The sequence below is a fragment of the Chryseobacterium camelliae genome (genome assembly GCF_002770595.1).
Classification (GTDB): domain Bacteria; phylum Bacteroidota; class Bacteroidia; order Flavobacteriales; family Weeksellaceae; genus Chryseobacterium; species Chryseobacterium camelliae.
On the sequence record NZ_CP022986.1, the window covers coordinates 3,305,991 to 3,322,967 of the forward strand.

Consider the following 16,977-nt stretch of genomic DNA (forward strand, 5'->3'; position numbering starts at 1 on the left):
TGGAAATAACCTTAATCACGTTATTTTCTCAAGCTTTCAATCAGGGCGGCTAATCAATTTTCAAATTAACTAATTCTCAAATTTTCAAATTAAAAAATAATGAATCCATTATATAATTATTTATTAAAACTGGCAGACGACAGCTTCATCATGGGGCAGCGTTTGTCGGCATGGTGCGGGGAAGGCCCTTATCTGGAAGAGGATATCGCATTGACGAATATCGCGCTGGATGAACTGGGGCAAGCCAATAACTTTTACGGGTATGCTTCAAGGGTTGTCGATAACGGTAAAACCGAAGATGATCTTGCCTTTCTAAGATATGAGCATGAGTATGTGAACGCCCACTGGACCGAGCTTCCCAACGAAGATTATGCACATACGATCCTGAAAGTCTATGTTTTTGCGGTATACCAGAAGCTGATGTATGAAGCGTTATCCCAATCCGTAGACGAAGAGCTTTCAGCCATTGCTCAGAAATCTTTAAAAGAAGTACGGTACCACTATACCCATGCGGCTTCCTGGATGAAAATTTTCGCTCAGGGAACGGAAGAAAGCAGATCCCGCCTTGAAAAAGCCATTGAGAATATCTGGGAATATACCAAAGGCTTGTTTGCCAAAACCGAAGGCGAGGATGATCTGATGGCTTTAAATATCGTTCCGGATACAGATGCACTTTACGAAGAGTTTTTAGCAATCACTAAAAAAGACTTTGCCGAATACGGAATGGAATATCCTTCTAATCCTTTCATGCAACCGAAATCCCGAACCGGATATCATACTGAATATTTCGGGTTTATGCTTTGCGAACTGCAATATATGCAGAGAGCATATCCGGGATGTACCTGGTAAAAAAAATCAATTCATTAATTTGAACATGGGCTAATTTGAAAATGACGAACAGATTTAAATTTTCAAATTTCCCCAATTTTCAAATTTCAAATTAATCAATGAAAGATCCTTTAGACATATTAGAAATGGTTCCCGATCCGGAAATTCCGGTGATCAATATCGTGGAGCTGGGCATTGTACGGGAAGCGAGAATAACCGGGGAAAATGCCTGTGAAATTACCATTACGCCAACCTATTCTGCCTGTCCCGCCATGTTTACCATTGAGGAAGACATCATCAAGATCATGAAGGAAAACGGCTGGGATGCAAAAGTGACCACCAAAATGTTTCCGATCTGGACGACCGACTGGCTCACGGATGAAGCCCGGGAAAAACTTCGGGTTTACGGAATCACGCCACCGGAAAAAGGTGCGGATGAGCACCACATCGGGAAACCAAAAAAATGTCCTCGCTGTGGCTCGATGAACTCCAAACAGATCAGCCGGTTCGGGTCTACGCTTTGTAAGGCCTCCTACCAATGTTTAGACTGTCTGGAGCCCTTTGATTATTTTAAATGCCATTAATCAATTTGAAAATGTGGTAATTTGAAAATGTGTCAATTTTGAAAAGTTGATCAAATGCCTTCAAATTGTTTGTTTTCAGGTTAAAACATTGAATTAAAACATAAATCATTCATTATTTGGAAATGCGTACATTTAAACAGTTATTCATCATTTTCAAATTAAAAAATAAAGCTATGTACACACAACTCGATATTGAAACGCATTTTGAAGGAAAGCTGAAAATCGCGTACCTCAACCAACCGGAAACGATGAATGCGCTGACCAAGCCATCCTTATCCGATCTGAAAGACTTTATCCATGAATGCAGCAATGATCCTGCGGTTCGTTGTGTAGCCATTTCCGGAAGAGGAAGGGCATTCTGCTCCGGTCAGAATCTGGACGATGCGTTTGTTACCGGTAACGAACATCAGGATCACGATATTATCCGCAAAATTGTAACTGATTATTACAATCCGCTGGTGATGGAGCTTACCCGCTGCAAAAAGCCGGTGGTTGCCTTGGTGAATGGTCCTGCCGTAGGTGCCGGAGCCATGTTGGCCCTGATCTGTGATTTTGTACTGGCTAACAATAAAGCGTATTTTTCCCAGGCATTTTCCAATATCGGACTAATTCCTGATACCGGAGGGACGTATTTCTTACCGAAATTACTGGGAAGGCAATTGGCTAATTATTTAGCATTTACCGGGAAAAAATTATCGGCTGAAGAATCCAAAACCTATGGATTGGTAGCTGAGGTTTTTGCGGAAGAAGAATTCAATTCCAAATCCATGGAAATTCTCGAAAAAATGGCCAACATGCCGACCGCTGCGATTAAATTAACGAAGAAAGCATTCGCCAACTCTTACAACAACACGTTGAAAGAACAGTTGGAACTGGAAGCCGACCTGCAACAGGAAGCTGCCGGAACAGAAGACTTCATCGAAGGCGTTAACGCATTTTTACAGAAAAGAAAACCTGATTATAAAGGAAAATAGATCAATTTGAAAATGCATTAATTTGAAAATGAGAAACGATAAAGAAAATATTATAGTTAATAAGACTTTTAATTTCGCATTAAGTATTATTGAATTTACCGAAGACTTATATGAAGCAAAAAGATTTCCTCTGGCCAATCAGATTTTTAAAGCAGGAACATCTATTGGTGCCAATGTAAGAGAAGCCCAGAATGCAGAAAGCAAAGCTGATTTTGTACATAAGTTGAAAAATTGCAGCTAAAGAAGCGGATGAGACGGAATACTGGCTCTTATTATGTATGATGTCGCCTTAATTAAAATCTCCGGATGAAAAATTATTGTCGGATTTAAAAGAAATTGTTCTGATTCTTTCAAAAATTATCTCAACTTCAAAAATAAAATAATTATCAAATTGATACATTTTCAAATTTTCAAATTCAAAATATGAATATAGGAATCATCGGTGCCGGGACCATGGGGATAGGCATTGCACAGGTAGCCGCTACAAACGGATGTAAAGTCTGGGTGTATGACGCTAACGCAAAACAGGTAGAAACAGCTACCCTCGGCCTGGAAAAAACACTGACCAAACTGGTAGACAAACAGAAGATTTCAGGCGAGAAAATGACTGAAATCTTAGCCAACATCTCTATCGCAACCGAACTGAAGGACTTCAAAGACTGTGAGCTCATCATTGAAGCTATCATCGAAAATAAAGAAATCAAAACCAAAGTTTTTACGGAACTGGAAAACCATGTTTCTGAAAGCTGTATCATCGGTTCCAATACTTCATCCATTTCCATTACCTCTCTCGGTGCGGAACTGAAATACCCTGAACGGTTTATCGGGATTCACTTTTTCAACCCGGCACCGCTGATGCCATTAGTGGAAGTGATCCCATCATTACTGACTGAAAAATCGTTACCGGGAAAAATCTACAATCTCATGAAAGACTGGGGAAAAACGCCGGTGATCGCCAAAGATATGCCCGGATTTATCGTGAATAGGATTGCCCGACCGTATTATGGTGAAGGTCTTCGGATGGTGGAAGAGAACATTGCGACCGTAGAACAGGTGGATGATGCCATGAAAACCATCGGGAACTTTAAAATGGGCCCGTTTGAATTAATGGACCTCATTGGTGTGGATGTCAATTTCTCGGTAACTAAAACGGTGTATAACGAATATTTTTACGATCCGAAATACAAGCCGTCCCTGTTGCAGCAGAGAATGTCCGAAGCCAAGCTTCACGGCCGGAAAACCGGAAAAGGCTTTTATGATTATGCGGAAGGAGCGGTGAAACCTGAACCTCAGAAGGATGAGGCGCTTTACCAGCAGATTTTCCTGAGAATCATCTCCATGCTGATCAACGAGGCGGTAGAAGCCAAGAGGTTAGGCATTGCCAATGATCAGGACCTTGAACTGGCCATGCAGAAAGGCGTCAATTATCCGAAAGGATTACTGGCCTGGGGAGAAGAAATCGGATATGCTAAAATCTCCGAAACCTTGCAGGACCTTTATGAAGAATATCAGGAAGAGCGGTACCGGCAAAGCCCATTGCTCCGTAAATTAAGTTAGACAATTTGAAAATGGGTTGAAAATAATCTGATTACACATTTTCAAATTGTCTAATTGACTAATTTTCAAATTAATAGTATGGATATAGAAGGATTCAGAGCCGAACTGGAAACCAGGCTCCGCATTGAAAAAGAATATCTGGTTCAGGAGCTTTCTTCAATGCAGAAATATGAGGAGCGGCTTGAACTACTATCGAAATTCAATGAAAAGTATAAAGCACTGATCAAAAGATTGGCCGATGAAGACGGCATTGATCTGAATGCTTTTTATCACAATGAACATGATTCAGGTTCACAAAGACTTTCCAACAGGCAGGTTATTCTGGGTAAAACCATGAGCATTTACGACCACCTGTCTGATGAACTTTATGAAGAAATAACAACGACAGAATAAATGACACCAAAACAGGTTGCAGAATATATGCTCAGTCAGGATCATTTCTCCCAGTGGATGAATATCCGGCTGATTGAAGTCAGAGAACATTATTGTTTAATTGAAATGCCCATTAAAAAGGAAATGATCAATGGGCTGAAAACGGTACACGGAGGCGTTACTTTTGCCTTCGCTGATTCGGCGCTGGCCTTTTCTTCAAATAATTCGGGAGACGCGGCAGTAGCCTTGAACTGCGTCATCAATTTTACCAAAGCCGGAAAAGAGGGCGATGTTTTCCGGGCAGAAAGCATCCTGGTGAATGAAACCAGAAAAACTGCGGTCTACGATATTAAAATCACCAATCAGAACGATGAGCTGGTGGCCAAGTTTGTGGGGACTGTGTATAAAATAGGGAAGAAAGTAACAGAATTATAAATAAGCAGTAAGCTTTAAGCAATAGGCCGTAAGCTTTTTGTAAGCTGGTTAAGCCTACTGCCTATAGCTTTTAGCATAAAGCAAAAAATATGAACAACGTATACATCATAGACTATATCAGGACTCCGATTTCAAAATTAAGCGGAGGCCTTTCAGAAGTAAGAGCCGATGATCTGGCTGCTATTGTCATCAAAGAAATCATCGCCAGAAACCCGGAAGTTCCGGTAGAAGAAATTGAGGACGTGATCTTCGGATGCGCCAACCAGGCGGGTGAAGACAACCGAAATGTGGCGAGAATGGCCCTGCTGTTGGCCGGGCTTCCGTATAAAATCGGAGGGGAAACCGTAAACAGGCTGTGTGCTTCGGGAATGTCTGCCGTAGCCAATGCTTTCCGTGCGATTACTGCCGGAGAAGGAGAGATCTATATCGCAGGAGGCGTAGAGAACATGACCCGCTCGCCGTATGTGATGTCAAAACCAAGTACGGCTTTCGGAAGAGACAGCCAGATGTTTGATACCACGTTTGGATGGAGGTTCGTTAACCCGAAAATGAAAGAAATGTATGGCGTTGATGGCATGGGAGAGACCGCGGAAAACTTAGCCGATATGCATCAGATCAGCCGTGAGGACCAGGATCAGTTTGCTTTATGGTCTCAGCAAAAAGCTTCCCGAGCTCAGGAAAGCGGAAGACTGGCAGAAGAAATCGTACAAGTGGAAATCCCGCAGAAAAAGGGAGAACCTAAAGTTTTCGATACAGATGAATTCATCAAACCGACTTCTACGATGGAAGGTCTGGCAAAGCTTCGTCCCGCATTCCGTAAAGAAGGAGGGACGGTAACGGCAGGAAACGCTTCGGGAATGAACGACGGTGCAGCCGCTTTGATTTTAGCCAGCGAAGAAGCCGTACAGAAATACGGATTGCAGCCGATCGCTAAAATTTTAGGTTCCGCAGTAGCGGGGGTTGAACCTAGAATCATGGGAATCGGCCCTGTAGAAGCTTCTCAGAAAGTTTTAAAAAGATTAAACCTGTCACTGGACGATATGGATGTCATCGAACTGAACGAAGCTTTTGCCGCACAGGCTTTAGCTGTCACAAGATCTTTAGGCTTAAAAGACGATGATTCAAGAGTAAATCCAAACGGAGGTGCTATTGCGATCGGTCACCCACTGGGAGTTTCCGGAGCCAGGATCATCGGTTCTGCCGCCATGGAATTGCAGAAACAGAATAAAAAATACGCCTTGTGTACCCTTTGTATCGGTGTAGGACAGGGTTATGCAATGGTGATTGAACGGGTTTAATTTGAAAATGTGCTAACTTGAGAATTTGAAAATGATTATAACAATTTTAAGTTCTCAGATTGCAGTACTCAAGAATTTTCAAATTAACTCATTCTCAAATTTTCAAAATTAAGCTTATGAATATCTACTCATACCACGGCATCCGGCCCATCATTAAACCTTCTGCCTATATTCATCCGCAGGCGGTGATTATTGGCAATGTGGAAATTGGTGAAGAAGTGTACGTCGGTCCCAATGCGGTCATCCGCGGCGACTGGGGAAAAATTATCGTGAAGGACGGCGCGAATGTTCAGGAAAATTGTACGCTGCATGTTTTTCCGGGTATCGAAACCATCCTGGAAGAATCGGCACACATTGGCCATGGTGCGATCATCCATTCCGGACATATCGGAAAAAATTGTTTGGTCGGAATGAATGCGGTAGTGATGGACAAAGCCGTGATCGGTGATGGATGCATCATCGGCGCTTTGGCTTTTGTTCCCGCCAACTTCAGATGCGAAGCCCGAAAGCTGATCGTCGGAAGCCCTGCGAAAATCATCCGCGACGTTTCCGATGAAATGATCAAATGGAAAACCAAAGGGACCAAACTCTACCAGGAACTGGCCAGGGAAGGAAAAGATGCTATTCTACCCTGTGAACCGTTCACGGAATATGTGGAACAAACACCAACTAAAATTATAGATTACAGCATTTGGGATGATGTGAAGTAAACATACCAAACCTCATAGGTTTTCAAAACCTATGAGGTTTAAACATAAACCCGTCAGGTTGAGAAAAATAAAGAAAATGATAAAAAAAATCCTGCTGATCTGCAGCATGCTATTGGGACTTTCAGGTCTGGTTTCAGCGCAAGAAGGCAATGTAAAACCATTGACGATCGGAGAGATTAGAACATTAAAGTCTAAAATCCTGAATGAAGACAGAACACTGAATATCTATATTCCTCAGAATTTTAGTAAAGCCAAATCCTATCCGGTTATCTATCTGCTGGATGGAAGCATGAATGAAGATTTTATCCACGTCACCGGACTCGTGCAGTTCTTTAATCAGATGTATGCTATGCCGGAAACCATTGTGGTCGGAATTGCGAATATTGATCGAAAGAGAGATTTTACATTTCATACGGATTTAAAAGATTTACAACAGGATTATCCGACGACCGGGCATTCTGATCAGTTTATCAGCTTTCTTGAGAAAGAACTGAAACCCTATATTGAAAAGCAATTTAAAACATCCGATACTTATCTGTTTGGACAATCGTTGGGTGGGTTGCTGGCAACAGAAATTTTGCTGAAAAAACCTGACATGTTCAACAATTATTTTATCATCAGCCCAAGCTTATGGTGGGATGATGAAAGCTTACTGAAAAGCGCAAACCAGTGGTTAACCAAAATTCCGGATACCAGGAAATTTATTTATATTTCCGTCGGGAAAGGTGAGCATCCGGTGATGGTAAAAGACGCTGAGGATCTGTATGAGGTGCTGAAGAAATCCGGTAAAAAGAACTGGAGGGTAGAATATAAAATGATGGAAACGGACAATCACGCCACGATTTTGCACAGGAGCCTGTATGAAGGATTGGTAAAATTGTTTCCCTATAAAGAAGAAAAATAACCTAACAAAGAAAATTAATCAGATCTGGCAGCTTTAAAAGGCAATTGGAACTTCCTGAACACTGATGATTGAAAATTTTGAAAAATATTGGTTCATCGTATTGGTTTTAGCATTTAAAATCAATGTTTTAGGATTTTTTTTCTATACGGAATCTCTGGAGACGGCCTATCTGATGGAATTTGCGGCAAAAGATAAAATAGCAAAACTCGAATCCAAACAGCATCTGTATGAAGGTGTGCTGAATGGCGTACTTATTTTGGATGGTGCAGCAGTATTGCTTTTAATCTATTATGGAATCAGAAAAAGTATGAAATGAAAGCTATCCTGAAGAAATATTGGCTTTTCTTGTTGATCATCATAACCTTTATGAATGCATCAGGGTATTATTGCATTAAAAATGCGCCTGATTTTTTAGATATATATGAACATGCTGAATCTGAAGCCGTATTACAGACCGCTTGGGCAAAAGAATACATATATGATATATTCTTAGGGTGGCTTGTTATTTTGAATGGCTGTTTGGCGTTTGTCTTCCTTATGCTGTTATCAGGGACCTTATTAAATGTAAAAGTACTCACGTTAAGTAAAAAGTAAAAAAATATGCAAAAACTAAAAAACTATATCTACGGCGAATGGATCGAGGGGACGGGGAATGGTATTCCTTTGTATAATGCCGTGACTGGAGAGCAGGTAGCCGTTTCTGATACGGAAGGGCTAAATTTTGAACAGGCACTGGATTATGGAAGAACCGTTGGCTACAAAAACCTGTCTTCCATGACATTCTACGACCGTGGGGAAATGCTGAAAAAAGTAGCGCTATATCTTCTTGAACGCAAGAAAAAATATTACGATTTATCCTACAAAACAGGAGCAACCCATGTGGATTCATGGGTGGATATTGAAGGAGGTTTCGGGACGTTCTTTACCTATTCCGGACTTGCCAAGAGGATGCTTCCGAATACACCGTTCTGGGTGGATGGGGAAACCCAGAAGATTTCGGCTAACGGAACTTTCCTGGGAACCCATATTTTGACGCCGAGTGAAGGGGTCTCCGTTCAGATCAATGCGTACAATTTCCCGGTTTGGGGGATGCTGGAAAAACTGTCGACTTCATTGCTGGCGGGTGTTCCTTCCATCGTGAAGCCTTCACCGTTCGGCTCATATCTTACCAATGCGGTATTTCAGGATATGATCGAAAGCGGCCTGTTGCCTGAAGGAGCGGTGCAGCTGGTTTGCGGGGAGCCGGGAAATATCCTGGATTATGTTCAGGATGGGGATTCCGTGCTCTTTACCGGTTCGGCGACCACGGGAAGGAAATTAAAATCATTACCTTCAGTGGCAGGCAATGCCGTTCGTTTCAATATGGAAGCCGATTCCCTGAACTGTTCGATCTTAGGATTAGAAGCCAAGCCGGGTACTCCGGAATTTGATTTATTCATTAAGGAAGTACGTAATGAGATGACCACCAAGGCCGGGCAGAAATGTACGGCCATCAGAAGGATCATCGTTCCTGAGGATTTGGTGGGCGATGTTCAGCAGGCCTTATCTAAAGCTTTGGACCAGACCAAGATCGGAAATCCTTTAAGCAGGGAAACGAAGATGGGGTCTCTGGTTGGCAGACAACAGTATGATGAGGTGTTGAGAAAAGTAAATTTACTGAAAGCGGAAACGGAGCTGATTTACGACGGACAGCACGAACTGGTAGATGCCGATTATGAAAACGGGGCCTTCATGAGCCCTAAACTGTTCTTCAATGATAAACCTTTTGAAAAGAATATTTCTCATGACGTCGAAGCTTTCGGACCGGTTTCTACGCTGATGCCTTATAAAGATACGGAAGAAGCGGCGGCTCTGGCCAAAAGAGGAAAAGGAAGTCTGGTAGGATCTATTATTTCTCACGATGAAAAATTCGTAGCCGAAACGTCATGGAAAATGGCTTCCCAGCACGGAAGGATCTTCGTCCTCAACAGGGATAATGCCAAAGAAAGCACCGGTCACGGCTCACCGCTCCCGACGTTGATGCATGGCGGCCCCGGCAGAGCCGGAGGAGGTGAGGAGATGGGCGGACTGAATGGTCTTCATTTCTTCCTTCAGAAAACCGCCATTCAGGGGTCTCCGGATATTCTGACGGCGATTACCAAAGTATACCAGCAGGGCGCGGAAAAGAAATATTCTGACAAGCATCCGTTCCGCAAGTACTTTGAAGAAGTGGAAATCGGTGATTCCCTGGAAACCGCAGGAAGAACCGTTACCGATGCCGATATCGTGAATTTCTCCAATGTTTCATGGGATCATTTTTATGCCCACACCGATGCGACGAGCTTAACGGGAACTATTTTCGACAAAACGGTTGCCCACGGATATTTCATTCTTTCCGCAGCGGCAGGACTGTTCGTTTCCGGGAAGAAAGGACCGGTCATCGCCAATTACGGACTGGAAAACTGTTCATTCTTCAAACCGGTATATGCGGGAGATACGATTACCGTTTATTTAACGGCTAAAGAAAAGATCAATCGCGGGGTAAAAGGAAGAAATATTCCTTCCGGCGTTGTAAAGTGGTTAGTGGAAGTGGTGAACCAGAGAGAAGAAGTGGTTTGTGTAGCCACTATTCTGACTTTGGTGGCTAAACATTCTCCTTTCATTGACCTGAATGTAAAGAATATTCAGAAAATCCTGAATGGTTTGACGGAAAAAACGCTACCCCAATGGGGAAAAATGTCTCCCCAGCAGATGATCGAACATTTGGAACATGGGTTGTTGGTAAGTTTAGGGGAACCGGAAGCCGATCAGTGCTTCACTCCTGAAGAACAGCTGGAAAAATGGCAGGATTCCCTATACACGCACAGGAAAATGCCAAAAGATTTCCAGGCTCCGTTTCTGAATGTCGATGGCTCACTGCCGGAATTAAAGCATAAAAACCTGGATGTTGCCAGACAGTCGTTCCTGGAAAACCTGAAAAGATTTTCCATCTATTACAAAGAAAATCCGCAGGCCGAGCACATGAATTTCGTATTCGGAAAGCTGAATAAGGAAATGTGGGAATTGTTGCACCGGAAACATTTCACCCATCATTTCGAGCAGTTCGGGTTGATTTAATATAATAGAGGGTACACATCACTACAATAATGCAGCAGCTTAGTCATAGGTTGCTGCTTTTTTCATTAAAGGTTTTCAGTTGGCTGTAAGTTTATAATCTTTTGTTAAAAACCAGCAGTTGCTTGACCAACCTGTTTTTATTCCTTATTTTCAGGGTATAATCAATAAATACAATAAGAACATGAACGCAGAATGGATGCAGCAATGGGAAAATGCGAAACATATTCTGGTTTGCCCTACTGATCTGGAATCGTATTTTACCTCAACAGAAATTTTGGGACAGCCTATTGAAATTCTTGAAATGGGAAATGTATCTCTGCCTTCGGGTAAAGTAGTCGTGAGAGATCCGCTTGTCTTTTTGGATGCGAATCAGAAACCTTACTTCAAAGATGCTCCCAAAGGAAATTTTCCGGTTACCATTGCCGTGGTAAAGTCTGAGGAATGGGGCAACCGGTACGCTGCGGTTAAGGTAAAGTTTTCTGATGAAAGGCCGGTATTGTATCAGGAAGCTTTAATAGGGAATGAAAATCTTGAAGGCGTACAGCAGGATGATTATTTCGGATTTCACGTGGATGCCGGCCTGGCCTGCATTACCGATGCTGAAGTTCTGCCTGCTTTTGATCGTTTTGTAAAAGAACTCAATGCAGATAATCTGTATGATGATTATTTTGCGGAACTGTTCAGGAAAAGTTATGAATCGTATCCCGATAATCAGCGGAAGGGCGGTGACTGGATCAACTGGACCATTCCCGGGACGGCCTATCAGATCCCGATGTTTGCCAGCGGTTTCGGCGACGGCGGCTATCCGGTCTATTTTGCCTATGATGAAAACAACCGTATCTGTGGATTGTATATTCAGTTCATCGATATTGAATTGGCATTAAGTGATGATGAAGAGGAAGATGACGGTGTTGTTTAAATTTTATATCCCGATATGAAAGGAACTTTTGCAGAGCAGGTCATCGAATTTAATAAAACCCTTCATTACAGTGGAAGCCTTCCTGATGATTTCATGGTCATGAATCCGTATCTGGATAATCCTGAAACCCTCGAGGTAATGCAACGGTTTTACCGTAAATATTATAATGACTCCAACCGGCGGAAATTTATTTTAGGCATTAACCCCAGCCGTCACGGTTCCGGAGTTACCGGAGTTCCGTTTACGGATACCAAAAGGCTGGAAAGCATATGCGGAATTAAGATGGCGTCAGCCTATACGCATGAAGTTTCGTCGGTGTTTGTTTACGATATGATTGCTGAATATGGAGGTGCCGAGGAATTTTACCGTGACATCTACATTAATTCCCCTTTTCCGCTGGCCATTGTGAGGAAATCGAAGAGCGGTTGGGTAAATGCCAATTATTATGATGACAAAGCGCTGTTCGCTGCCGTAAAGGATTTTATGATCGATTCCTTGAAAAAGCACCTCAGCCTGAACCTCGATTCCTCCGAAATTTTTATCATGGGTAAAAAGAATGCGGATTTTATTGCAAAGATCAACCAGGACGCCGATCTGTTTGATACAATTACGGTCCTGGAACATCCGAGATACATACAGCAGTATAAATCGAAAGAAAAAGCTTTCTATATTGATAAATATATACTGGCACTAAAAAGTGAAGCCCCGAATTAATTGTCCGGGGCTTCACGTCTCATTTATGTATTAGAATCTTATCGTCCGATCTCTGCTTATAAAGTTTTCATGGTTATTAGTTCGTTTTATAAGCTGTGTACTGTTGTTTGAGGAACATTTTATTCTGATCACAAAGTAAAGGTTTCAGAATGGACTTGGTTAGCGTATAAATACCGGATTCAGCATTGCGTATTTATACGGACTGAACATTTGCCCCGACATTGAAGGTCTGTATCTGACCATCACCGGAATCAGCAATGATCAATAAAAAAAGCCGCCGGAAATATCCGGAGACTTCAGTTGTTTAGTGATAGACACTTTACATATGGGTAATAAAAGTGCTCGTGTTTAGATCCATTATCGTCAATGACAGACCAGATCCTGATAGTCATTCAGTATAAATGAACAGTTCAAAAATATGCCGTTCGGAAATGAAAAGGTTCAGTATAAATAACTCAATGTGGTATTGCGTATTTATACGGAATAAAGTTTAAAAAAAATGGGCAATTATTATGGTCAATGATGATCTCTTGTGCTGGCCTAATTAGTATTTTTGTAAAAATCCAATAGACATAAGAAATGAATGAATTTGTAGTATCAGAACTGAAAAACCATATCGCGGAAATTACTTTCGGAACACCAAAGAGCAATTCGCTTCCTGGGATTATACTTGAAAAGCTTGCGCAAACTATTTTAGAAGAAGGGGCAAGAGAAGAAGTTAAGGCTATCCTGATTAAAAGTGAAGGTGAAAAGGCATTCTGTGCAGGCGCCAGTTTTGACGAGCTGCTGGAAATCGGGGAGCTGGAAAAGTCCCGGCAGTTTTTCGGGGGCTTTGCCAAAGTACTCAATGCAATGAGGAACTGCGGAAAGATTGTTGTAGTAAGGGTTCAGGGAAAAACGACCGGTGGAGGCGTAGGTATTGCATGCGGTGCCGATTATTGTTTTGCCACTAAAGACTCCGCTTTAGCATTAACGGAAATCAATCTGGGAATCGGACCGTTTGTCATCGGACCTTATGTGGAACGGAAAATCGGTAAATCCCAGTTTTCTGCGATGGCCATTGATGCTGATTTCAGGTCTGCGGAATGGGCAGAACAGCATAATATCTACCATTCCGTATCAGACAATATTGCCGAAATGGACTCCAGGCTGGAAAAATTCCTTCAAACCCTGTCTTCCAGAAGCCAGGATGCTTTGGCACTGATAAAAAAAGTTTCCTGGGAGGGTACGGATCACTTCAATGAACTGATGCCGGCAAGGATCCATATGAGCGCAAGCCTGATCCTTGAAGATTCTGCCAAAAAAAGTATTGAGGCCATTAAGGAACGACTGAGGGTGAAATAACTCTTTTTCAGATCAATTTAGCTTTATAAAAATAGCTGAGGGGTATTTACTAAGTAGATATCAGTCAGCTATTTTTTTGGATAGATCGGAATAATATGCAGTCAAATCAAACGAACGGTTGTTAGTTTTGTAATTGCTGAACTGTTATAATTACGGTGGATTACTTGATTAATTGATATTTATAGGTTATTTAATTTATTTATAATATATATATTTAACATTAATTTGCATTTGTTAATAATTATTAACATATTTGCTGTTGTTAAACATATTATAAATTATGAAAATTAAATTGTCACTAGTTACTACTGCTGTACTATTTTTTTCGGGCATGCATTTCGCAGATGCCCAGAGAACAAAAAGTGATACAGCAGCTAAGGAAAAACAGATTGATGAAGTAGTTATTGTAGCCTATGGATCTCAAAGAAAAGAGACGTTGGTTGGCTCAAATACTGAAGTTAAGGCGAAGCAGTTCGCAGACCGTCCTATTTCTAATATAGGTCAGGCATTGGATGGTGCCAGTGCAGGAGTAAAAATTGCTGCGAGTACAGGTCAGCCTGGAAGTGCTCCGAATATTCAGATCAGAGGTATCGGATCTTATGGGATATCTACGTCGCCTTTATATGTTGTTGACGGTGTTATTTATACAGGTTCCCTTTCTGCGCTTAATCCTAACGATATCGCATCTTTTAATATTCTAAAAGATGCGGCCTCAACCTCTTTATATGGGTCGGCTGCTGCTAATGGTGTGGTTTTAATAACAACAAAATCCGGTAGGAAAGGTACCGATGCTCTTAATTTCAGCATGAGTACAGGGTATGTAGGAAGGTCAATTCCAGAATATGACAGAGTAGATGTTTATCAGTACTATCCACTCGTTTGGGAGGCTATGAGAAATGGAAGATTTGCAACAAATCCGACTTTAGGTCTTGCCGCTGCCAATACATTTGCAACCAATAATTTGATCTCAGGTGTTCTTAAAACCAACGTATTTAATGTTGCAGATAATGCCCTGGTAATAGATGGGATCCTTAATCCTAATGCACAATTGAAATATACAGATCTGGATTGGCAGAAACCATTGATTAAAACCGGTTTCAGACAGAATTATGAATTAAACTATAGTGGAGGAAGCAATAAAACAACTTATTTTTCTTCTGTAAGTTATACGAATGAGACCGGCTATCTTGTAAAGTCTGATTTTGAAAGATTTACAGCAAGGCTGAAAGTGGATTCTCAACTTAAAAGCTGGTTAAAATTAGGAACGAGTATCAGCGGGGTATCCTCCAATGGTAATAATTCATTAGATGGAGCAGACAATAATTCATCATATATCAATCCTTACAGCTGGACGAGGACAATGGGACCAATTTATAGTCCGTATGCCCATGATCCCAATACTTTTGCAACATTATATGATGCAGCTGGTAATATAATGTATGATGCCGGCAGCGCAAGGGGCGCAGATGCGGCGGCAGGAAGGAATGTTATTCAGGAAACTCTTCTGAACAGAGATATTTCAAAAAACTATTATATTATCTCCAGAGCTTATGCTGAGGTTAAGGTAGATCCGTACCTGACGTTATCCACCAATGTAGGGTATGATATCAGAAACAACAGAAGAGGCAGATACATCAATAAAATTATTGGAGACGCGGCGCCTGCAGGAGCTGCTGAAAAATCTACATATACTGAACAGACGCTTACCTTTAATCAGTTATTGAATTACAAAAGAAAATTCGGTTCCCACAATTTTGAATATTTATTAGGACATGAAAATTACAAATACATGTACGAATATATGTATGGCTACAAGCAGGGGCAGACCGTGGATAACAATGATGATCTTATCAATTTCGTAACGCCGACGTCTTTGACATCTCAAACCGATAATTACAGAAAGGAAAGTGTATTTTCCAGGTTAAACTATGATTATGATTCTAAGTATCTTCTATCCGGGTCCATCCGGTGGGATGCATCATCAAGGTTTAAAGAAGATGTGAGATGGCATTCATTCTGGTCTGTTGGTGCCGGGTGGAGAATCAAAGGCGAAGACTTTTTATCCGATTCGAGATTTGTAAGCGAACTGAAATTAAGGGGTTCCTATGGTGAGGTAGGAAATGACGGAACAAACAGCTACTATATGTATAAAAGTACCTACAGCCTAGGCTATAACAATGCTTCCGAACCAGGTATTTTATTCGGTTTCCTGGCTGATCCTACCATTACTTGGGAAACGAATAAACAGACAGATCTGGGAGTTGATTTTGGTCTTTTTGGCGGAAGGATTACCGGTACTGCGGAATATTACAACAGAATTACGGATGACTTAATTTTTCCTGTACCATTGCCGGTTTCCGGAGGTGTTCCGGGAAATAGCATCAGTAAGAATGTCGGGACTATGTATAATCGCGGTTTCGAATTTACGATCAATGCAGATATCATAAAGACTGAAAGTTTTACCTGGAACGTCAACGCCAATGCATCAACGCTTAAAAATCAGATTACAGAACTTTCTAGTGGCATCACTGAAATCATCAATGGAAGTAAAAAAATATCTGTAGGTCATTCTATCTATGACTATTGGTTGAGACAATGGTATGGAGTAGATCCTGCGGATGGTTCCCCTCTCTTTTTGGTTGCGGATACCTATGCAGGAACAACTGCTTCTGATATCAGAACCGTAAACGGGACATTGGTGACGACCAACTTTAACAAAGCGAAATATGATTATTCAGGAACGGCAATACCAGATTTGTTTGGTAGTTTTGGTACAGCGTTCACCTTTAAGCAATGGTCGCTATCCGCCATGTTTACCTACCAGCTGGGTGGAATGACTTATGATACAAACTATCAGTCGCTGATGTCAAGTTATCCGCAGGGAAGTGCTTTGAGTACTGATATTTTAAACAGGTGGACAACTCCGGGACAAATTACCGATGTCCCTGCATTGAATTCTTCAACATATGTAAGTTCTAATGCTGCTTCATCACGATGGTTGGTGAAATCTGATTTTATTTCTTTGCGACAGGCCGGATTGTCTTATAGTTTTAACCCGACAGATATTTCTCAATACGGCTTAACTGCTTTCAGGATCCTGGTGTCCGGAGAGAACCTCTGGAGTAAAACGGCTAGAAAAGGCCTGGAACCGACTCAGTCATTTAACGGGACCACTACCAACAGGTACACTCCTGCAAGAATTATTACAATAGGGTTTAATTTATCATTCTAATTGAAAATAT

Annotated in this window: 16 protein-coding genes and 1 pseudogene; all 17 read left to right on the forward strand. The window is 41.6% G+C overall.

Annotation, left to right across the window (positions count from 1 at the left end; all coding sequences use genetic code 11):
* Positions 1-99 precede the first annotated feature (99 nt).
* The 17 genes and pseudogenes from paaC (at position 100) to CGB83_RS15400 (ending at position 16,967) form a co-directional block, all read left to right on the forward strand.
* Positions 100-849, forward strand: a complete 750-nt coding sequence (gene paaC / locus CGB83_RS15320) for a 1,2-phenylacetyl-CoA epoxidase subunit PaaC (protein WP_100076590.1) — start codon at positions 100-102, stop codon at positions 847-849.
* Positions 850-947: 98 nt separating this feature from the next.
* Positions 948-1,412 (forward strand): 1,2-phenylacetyl-CoA epoxidase subunit PaaD, encoded by a 465-nt coding sequence (gene paaD, locus CGB83_RS15325; protein ID WP_100076591.1) that lies wholly within the window; start codon positions 948-950, stop codon positions 1,410-1,412.
* Positions 1,413-1,585: 173 nt separating this feature from the next.
* Complete coding sequence (locus CGB83_RS15330) at positions 1,586-2,386, forward strand: enoyl-CoA hydratase/isomerase family protein (protein WP_100077613.1); 801 nt, start codon at positions 1,586-1,588, stop codon at positions 2,384-2,386.
* Between the two features lie 28 nt (positions 2,387-2,414).
* Positions 2,415-2,769 (forward strand): annotated as a pseudogene (locus CGB83_RS15335) (four helix bundle protein).
* A 40-nt stretch (positions 2,770-2,809) separates the two neighbouring features.
* The gene (locus tag CGB83_RS15340) at positions 2,810-3,943 is read left to right on the forward strand and encodes a 3-hydroxyacyl-CoA dehydrogenase NAD-binding domain-containing protein (RefSeq protein WP_100076592.1); all 1,134 of its coding nucleotides are present in this window, start codon (positions 2,810-2,812) and stop codon (positions 3,941-3,943) included.
* A 78-nt stretch (positions 3,944-4,021) separates the two neighbouring features.
* Entirely contained in the window at positions 4,022-4,336 is a 315-nt protein-coding gene (locus CGB83_RS15345) for a hypothetical protein (RefSeq protein ID WP_100076593.1), read from the forward strand.
* Positions 4,337-4,750: a PaaI family thioesterase gene (locus tag CGB83_RS15350; RefSeq protein WP_100076594.1), complete on the forward strand. Its 414-nt coding sequence runs from the start codon at positions 4,337-4,339 to the stop codon at positions 4,748-4,750.
* Positions 4,751-4,839: 89 nt separating this feature from the next.
* Positions 4,840-6,048: a 3-oxoadipyl-CoA thiolase gene (pcaF, locus tag CGB83_RS15355; protein WP_100076595.1), complete on the forward strand. Its 1,209-nt coding sequence runs from the start codon at positions 4,840-4,842 to the stop codon at positions 6,046-6,048.
* Between the two features lie 116 nt (positions 6,049-6,164).
* Positions 6,165-6,758 carry an acyltransferase gene (locus CGB83_RS15360; RefSeq protein WP_100076596.1) on the forward strand — a complete coding sequence of 198 codons (594 nt, stop codon included), beginning with the start codon at positions 6,165-6,167 and terminating at the stop codon, positions 6,756-6,758.
* Positions 6,759-6,834: 76 nt separating this feature from the next.
* Positions 6,835-7,662, forward strand: coding sequence for an alpha/beta hydrolase (locus CGB83_RS15365; protein WP_100076597.1), 828 nt, complete (start codon positions 6,835-6,837; stop codon positions 7,660-7,662).
* A gap of 64 nt (positions 7,663-7,726) precedes the next feature.
* Positions 7,727-7,978 (forward strand): hypothetical protein, encoded by a 252-nt coding sequence (locus tag CGB83_RS15370; RefSeq protein WP_100076598.1) that lies wholly within the window; start codon positions 7,727-7,729, stop codon positions 7,976-7,978.
* On the forward strand, positions 7,975-8,256 hold the full coding sequence (locus CGB83_RS15375; protein ID WP_100076599.1) for a hypothetical protein: 282 nt from the start codon (positions 7,975-7,977) through the stop codon (positions 8,254-8,256). Before CGB83_RS15370 ends, CGB83_RS15375 begins: the two co-directional genes overlap by 4 nt.
* Positions 8,257-8,262: 6 nt before the next feature.
* Positions 8,263-10,758, forward strand: coding sequence for a phenylacetic acid degradation bifunctional protein PaaZ (gene paaZ, locus CGB83_RS15380; protein ID WP_100076600.1), 2,496 nt, complete (start codon positions 8,263-8,265; stop codon positions 10,756-10,758).
* Positions 10,759-10,939: 181 nt separating this feature from the next.
* Positions 10,940-11,677, forward strand: a complete 738-nt coding sequence (locus CGB83_RS15385) for a DUF4241 domain-containing protein (RefSeq protein WP_100077614.1) — start codon at positions 10,940-10,942, stop codon at positions 11,675-11,677.
* Between the two features lie 15 nt (positions 11,678-11,692).
* On the forward strand, positions 11,693-12,391 hold the full coding sequence (locus CGB83_RS15390; RefSeq protein WP_100076601.1) for an SMUG2 DNA glycosylase family protein: 699 nt from the start codon (positions 11,693-11,695) through the stop codon (positions 12,389-12,391).
* A 579-nt stretch (positions 12,392-12,970) separates the two neighbouring features.
* Positions 12,971-13,735, forward strand: coding sequence for an enoyl-CoA hydratase/isomerase family protein (locus CGB83_RS15395; RefSeq protein WP_100076602.1), 765 nt, complete (start codon positions 12,971-12,973; stop codon positions 13,733-13,735).
* A gap of 280 nt (positions 13,736-14,015) precedes the next feature.
* Positions 14,016-16,967 (forward strand): SusC/RagA family TonB-linked outer membrane protein, encoded by a 2,952-nt coding sequence (locus CGB83_RS15400; RefSeq protein WP_100076603.1) that lies wholly within the window; start codon positions 14,016-14,018, stop codon positions 16,965-16,967.
* Positions 16,968-16,977: the final 10 nt, after the last annotated feature.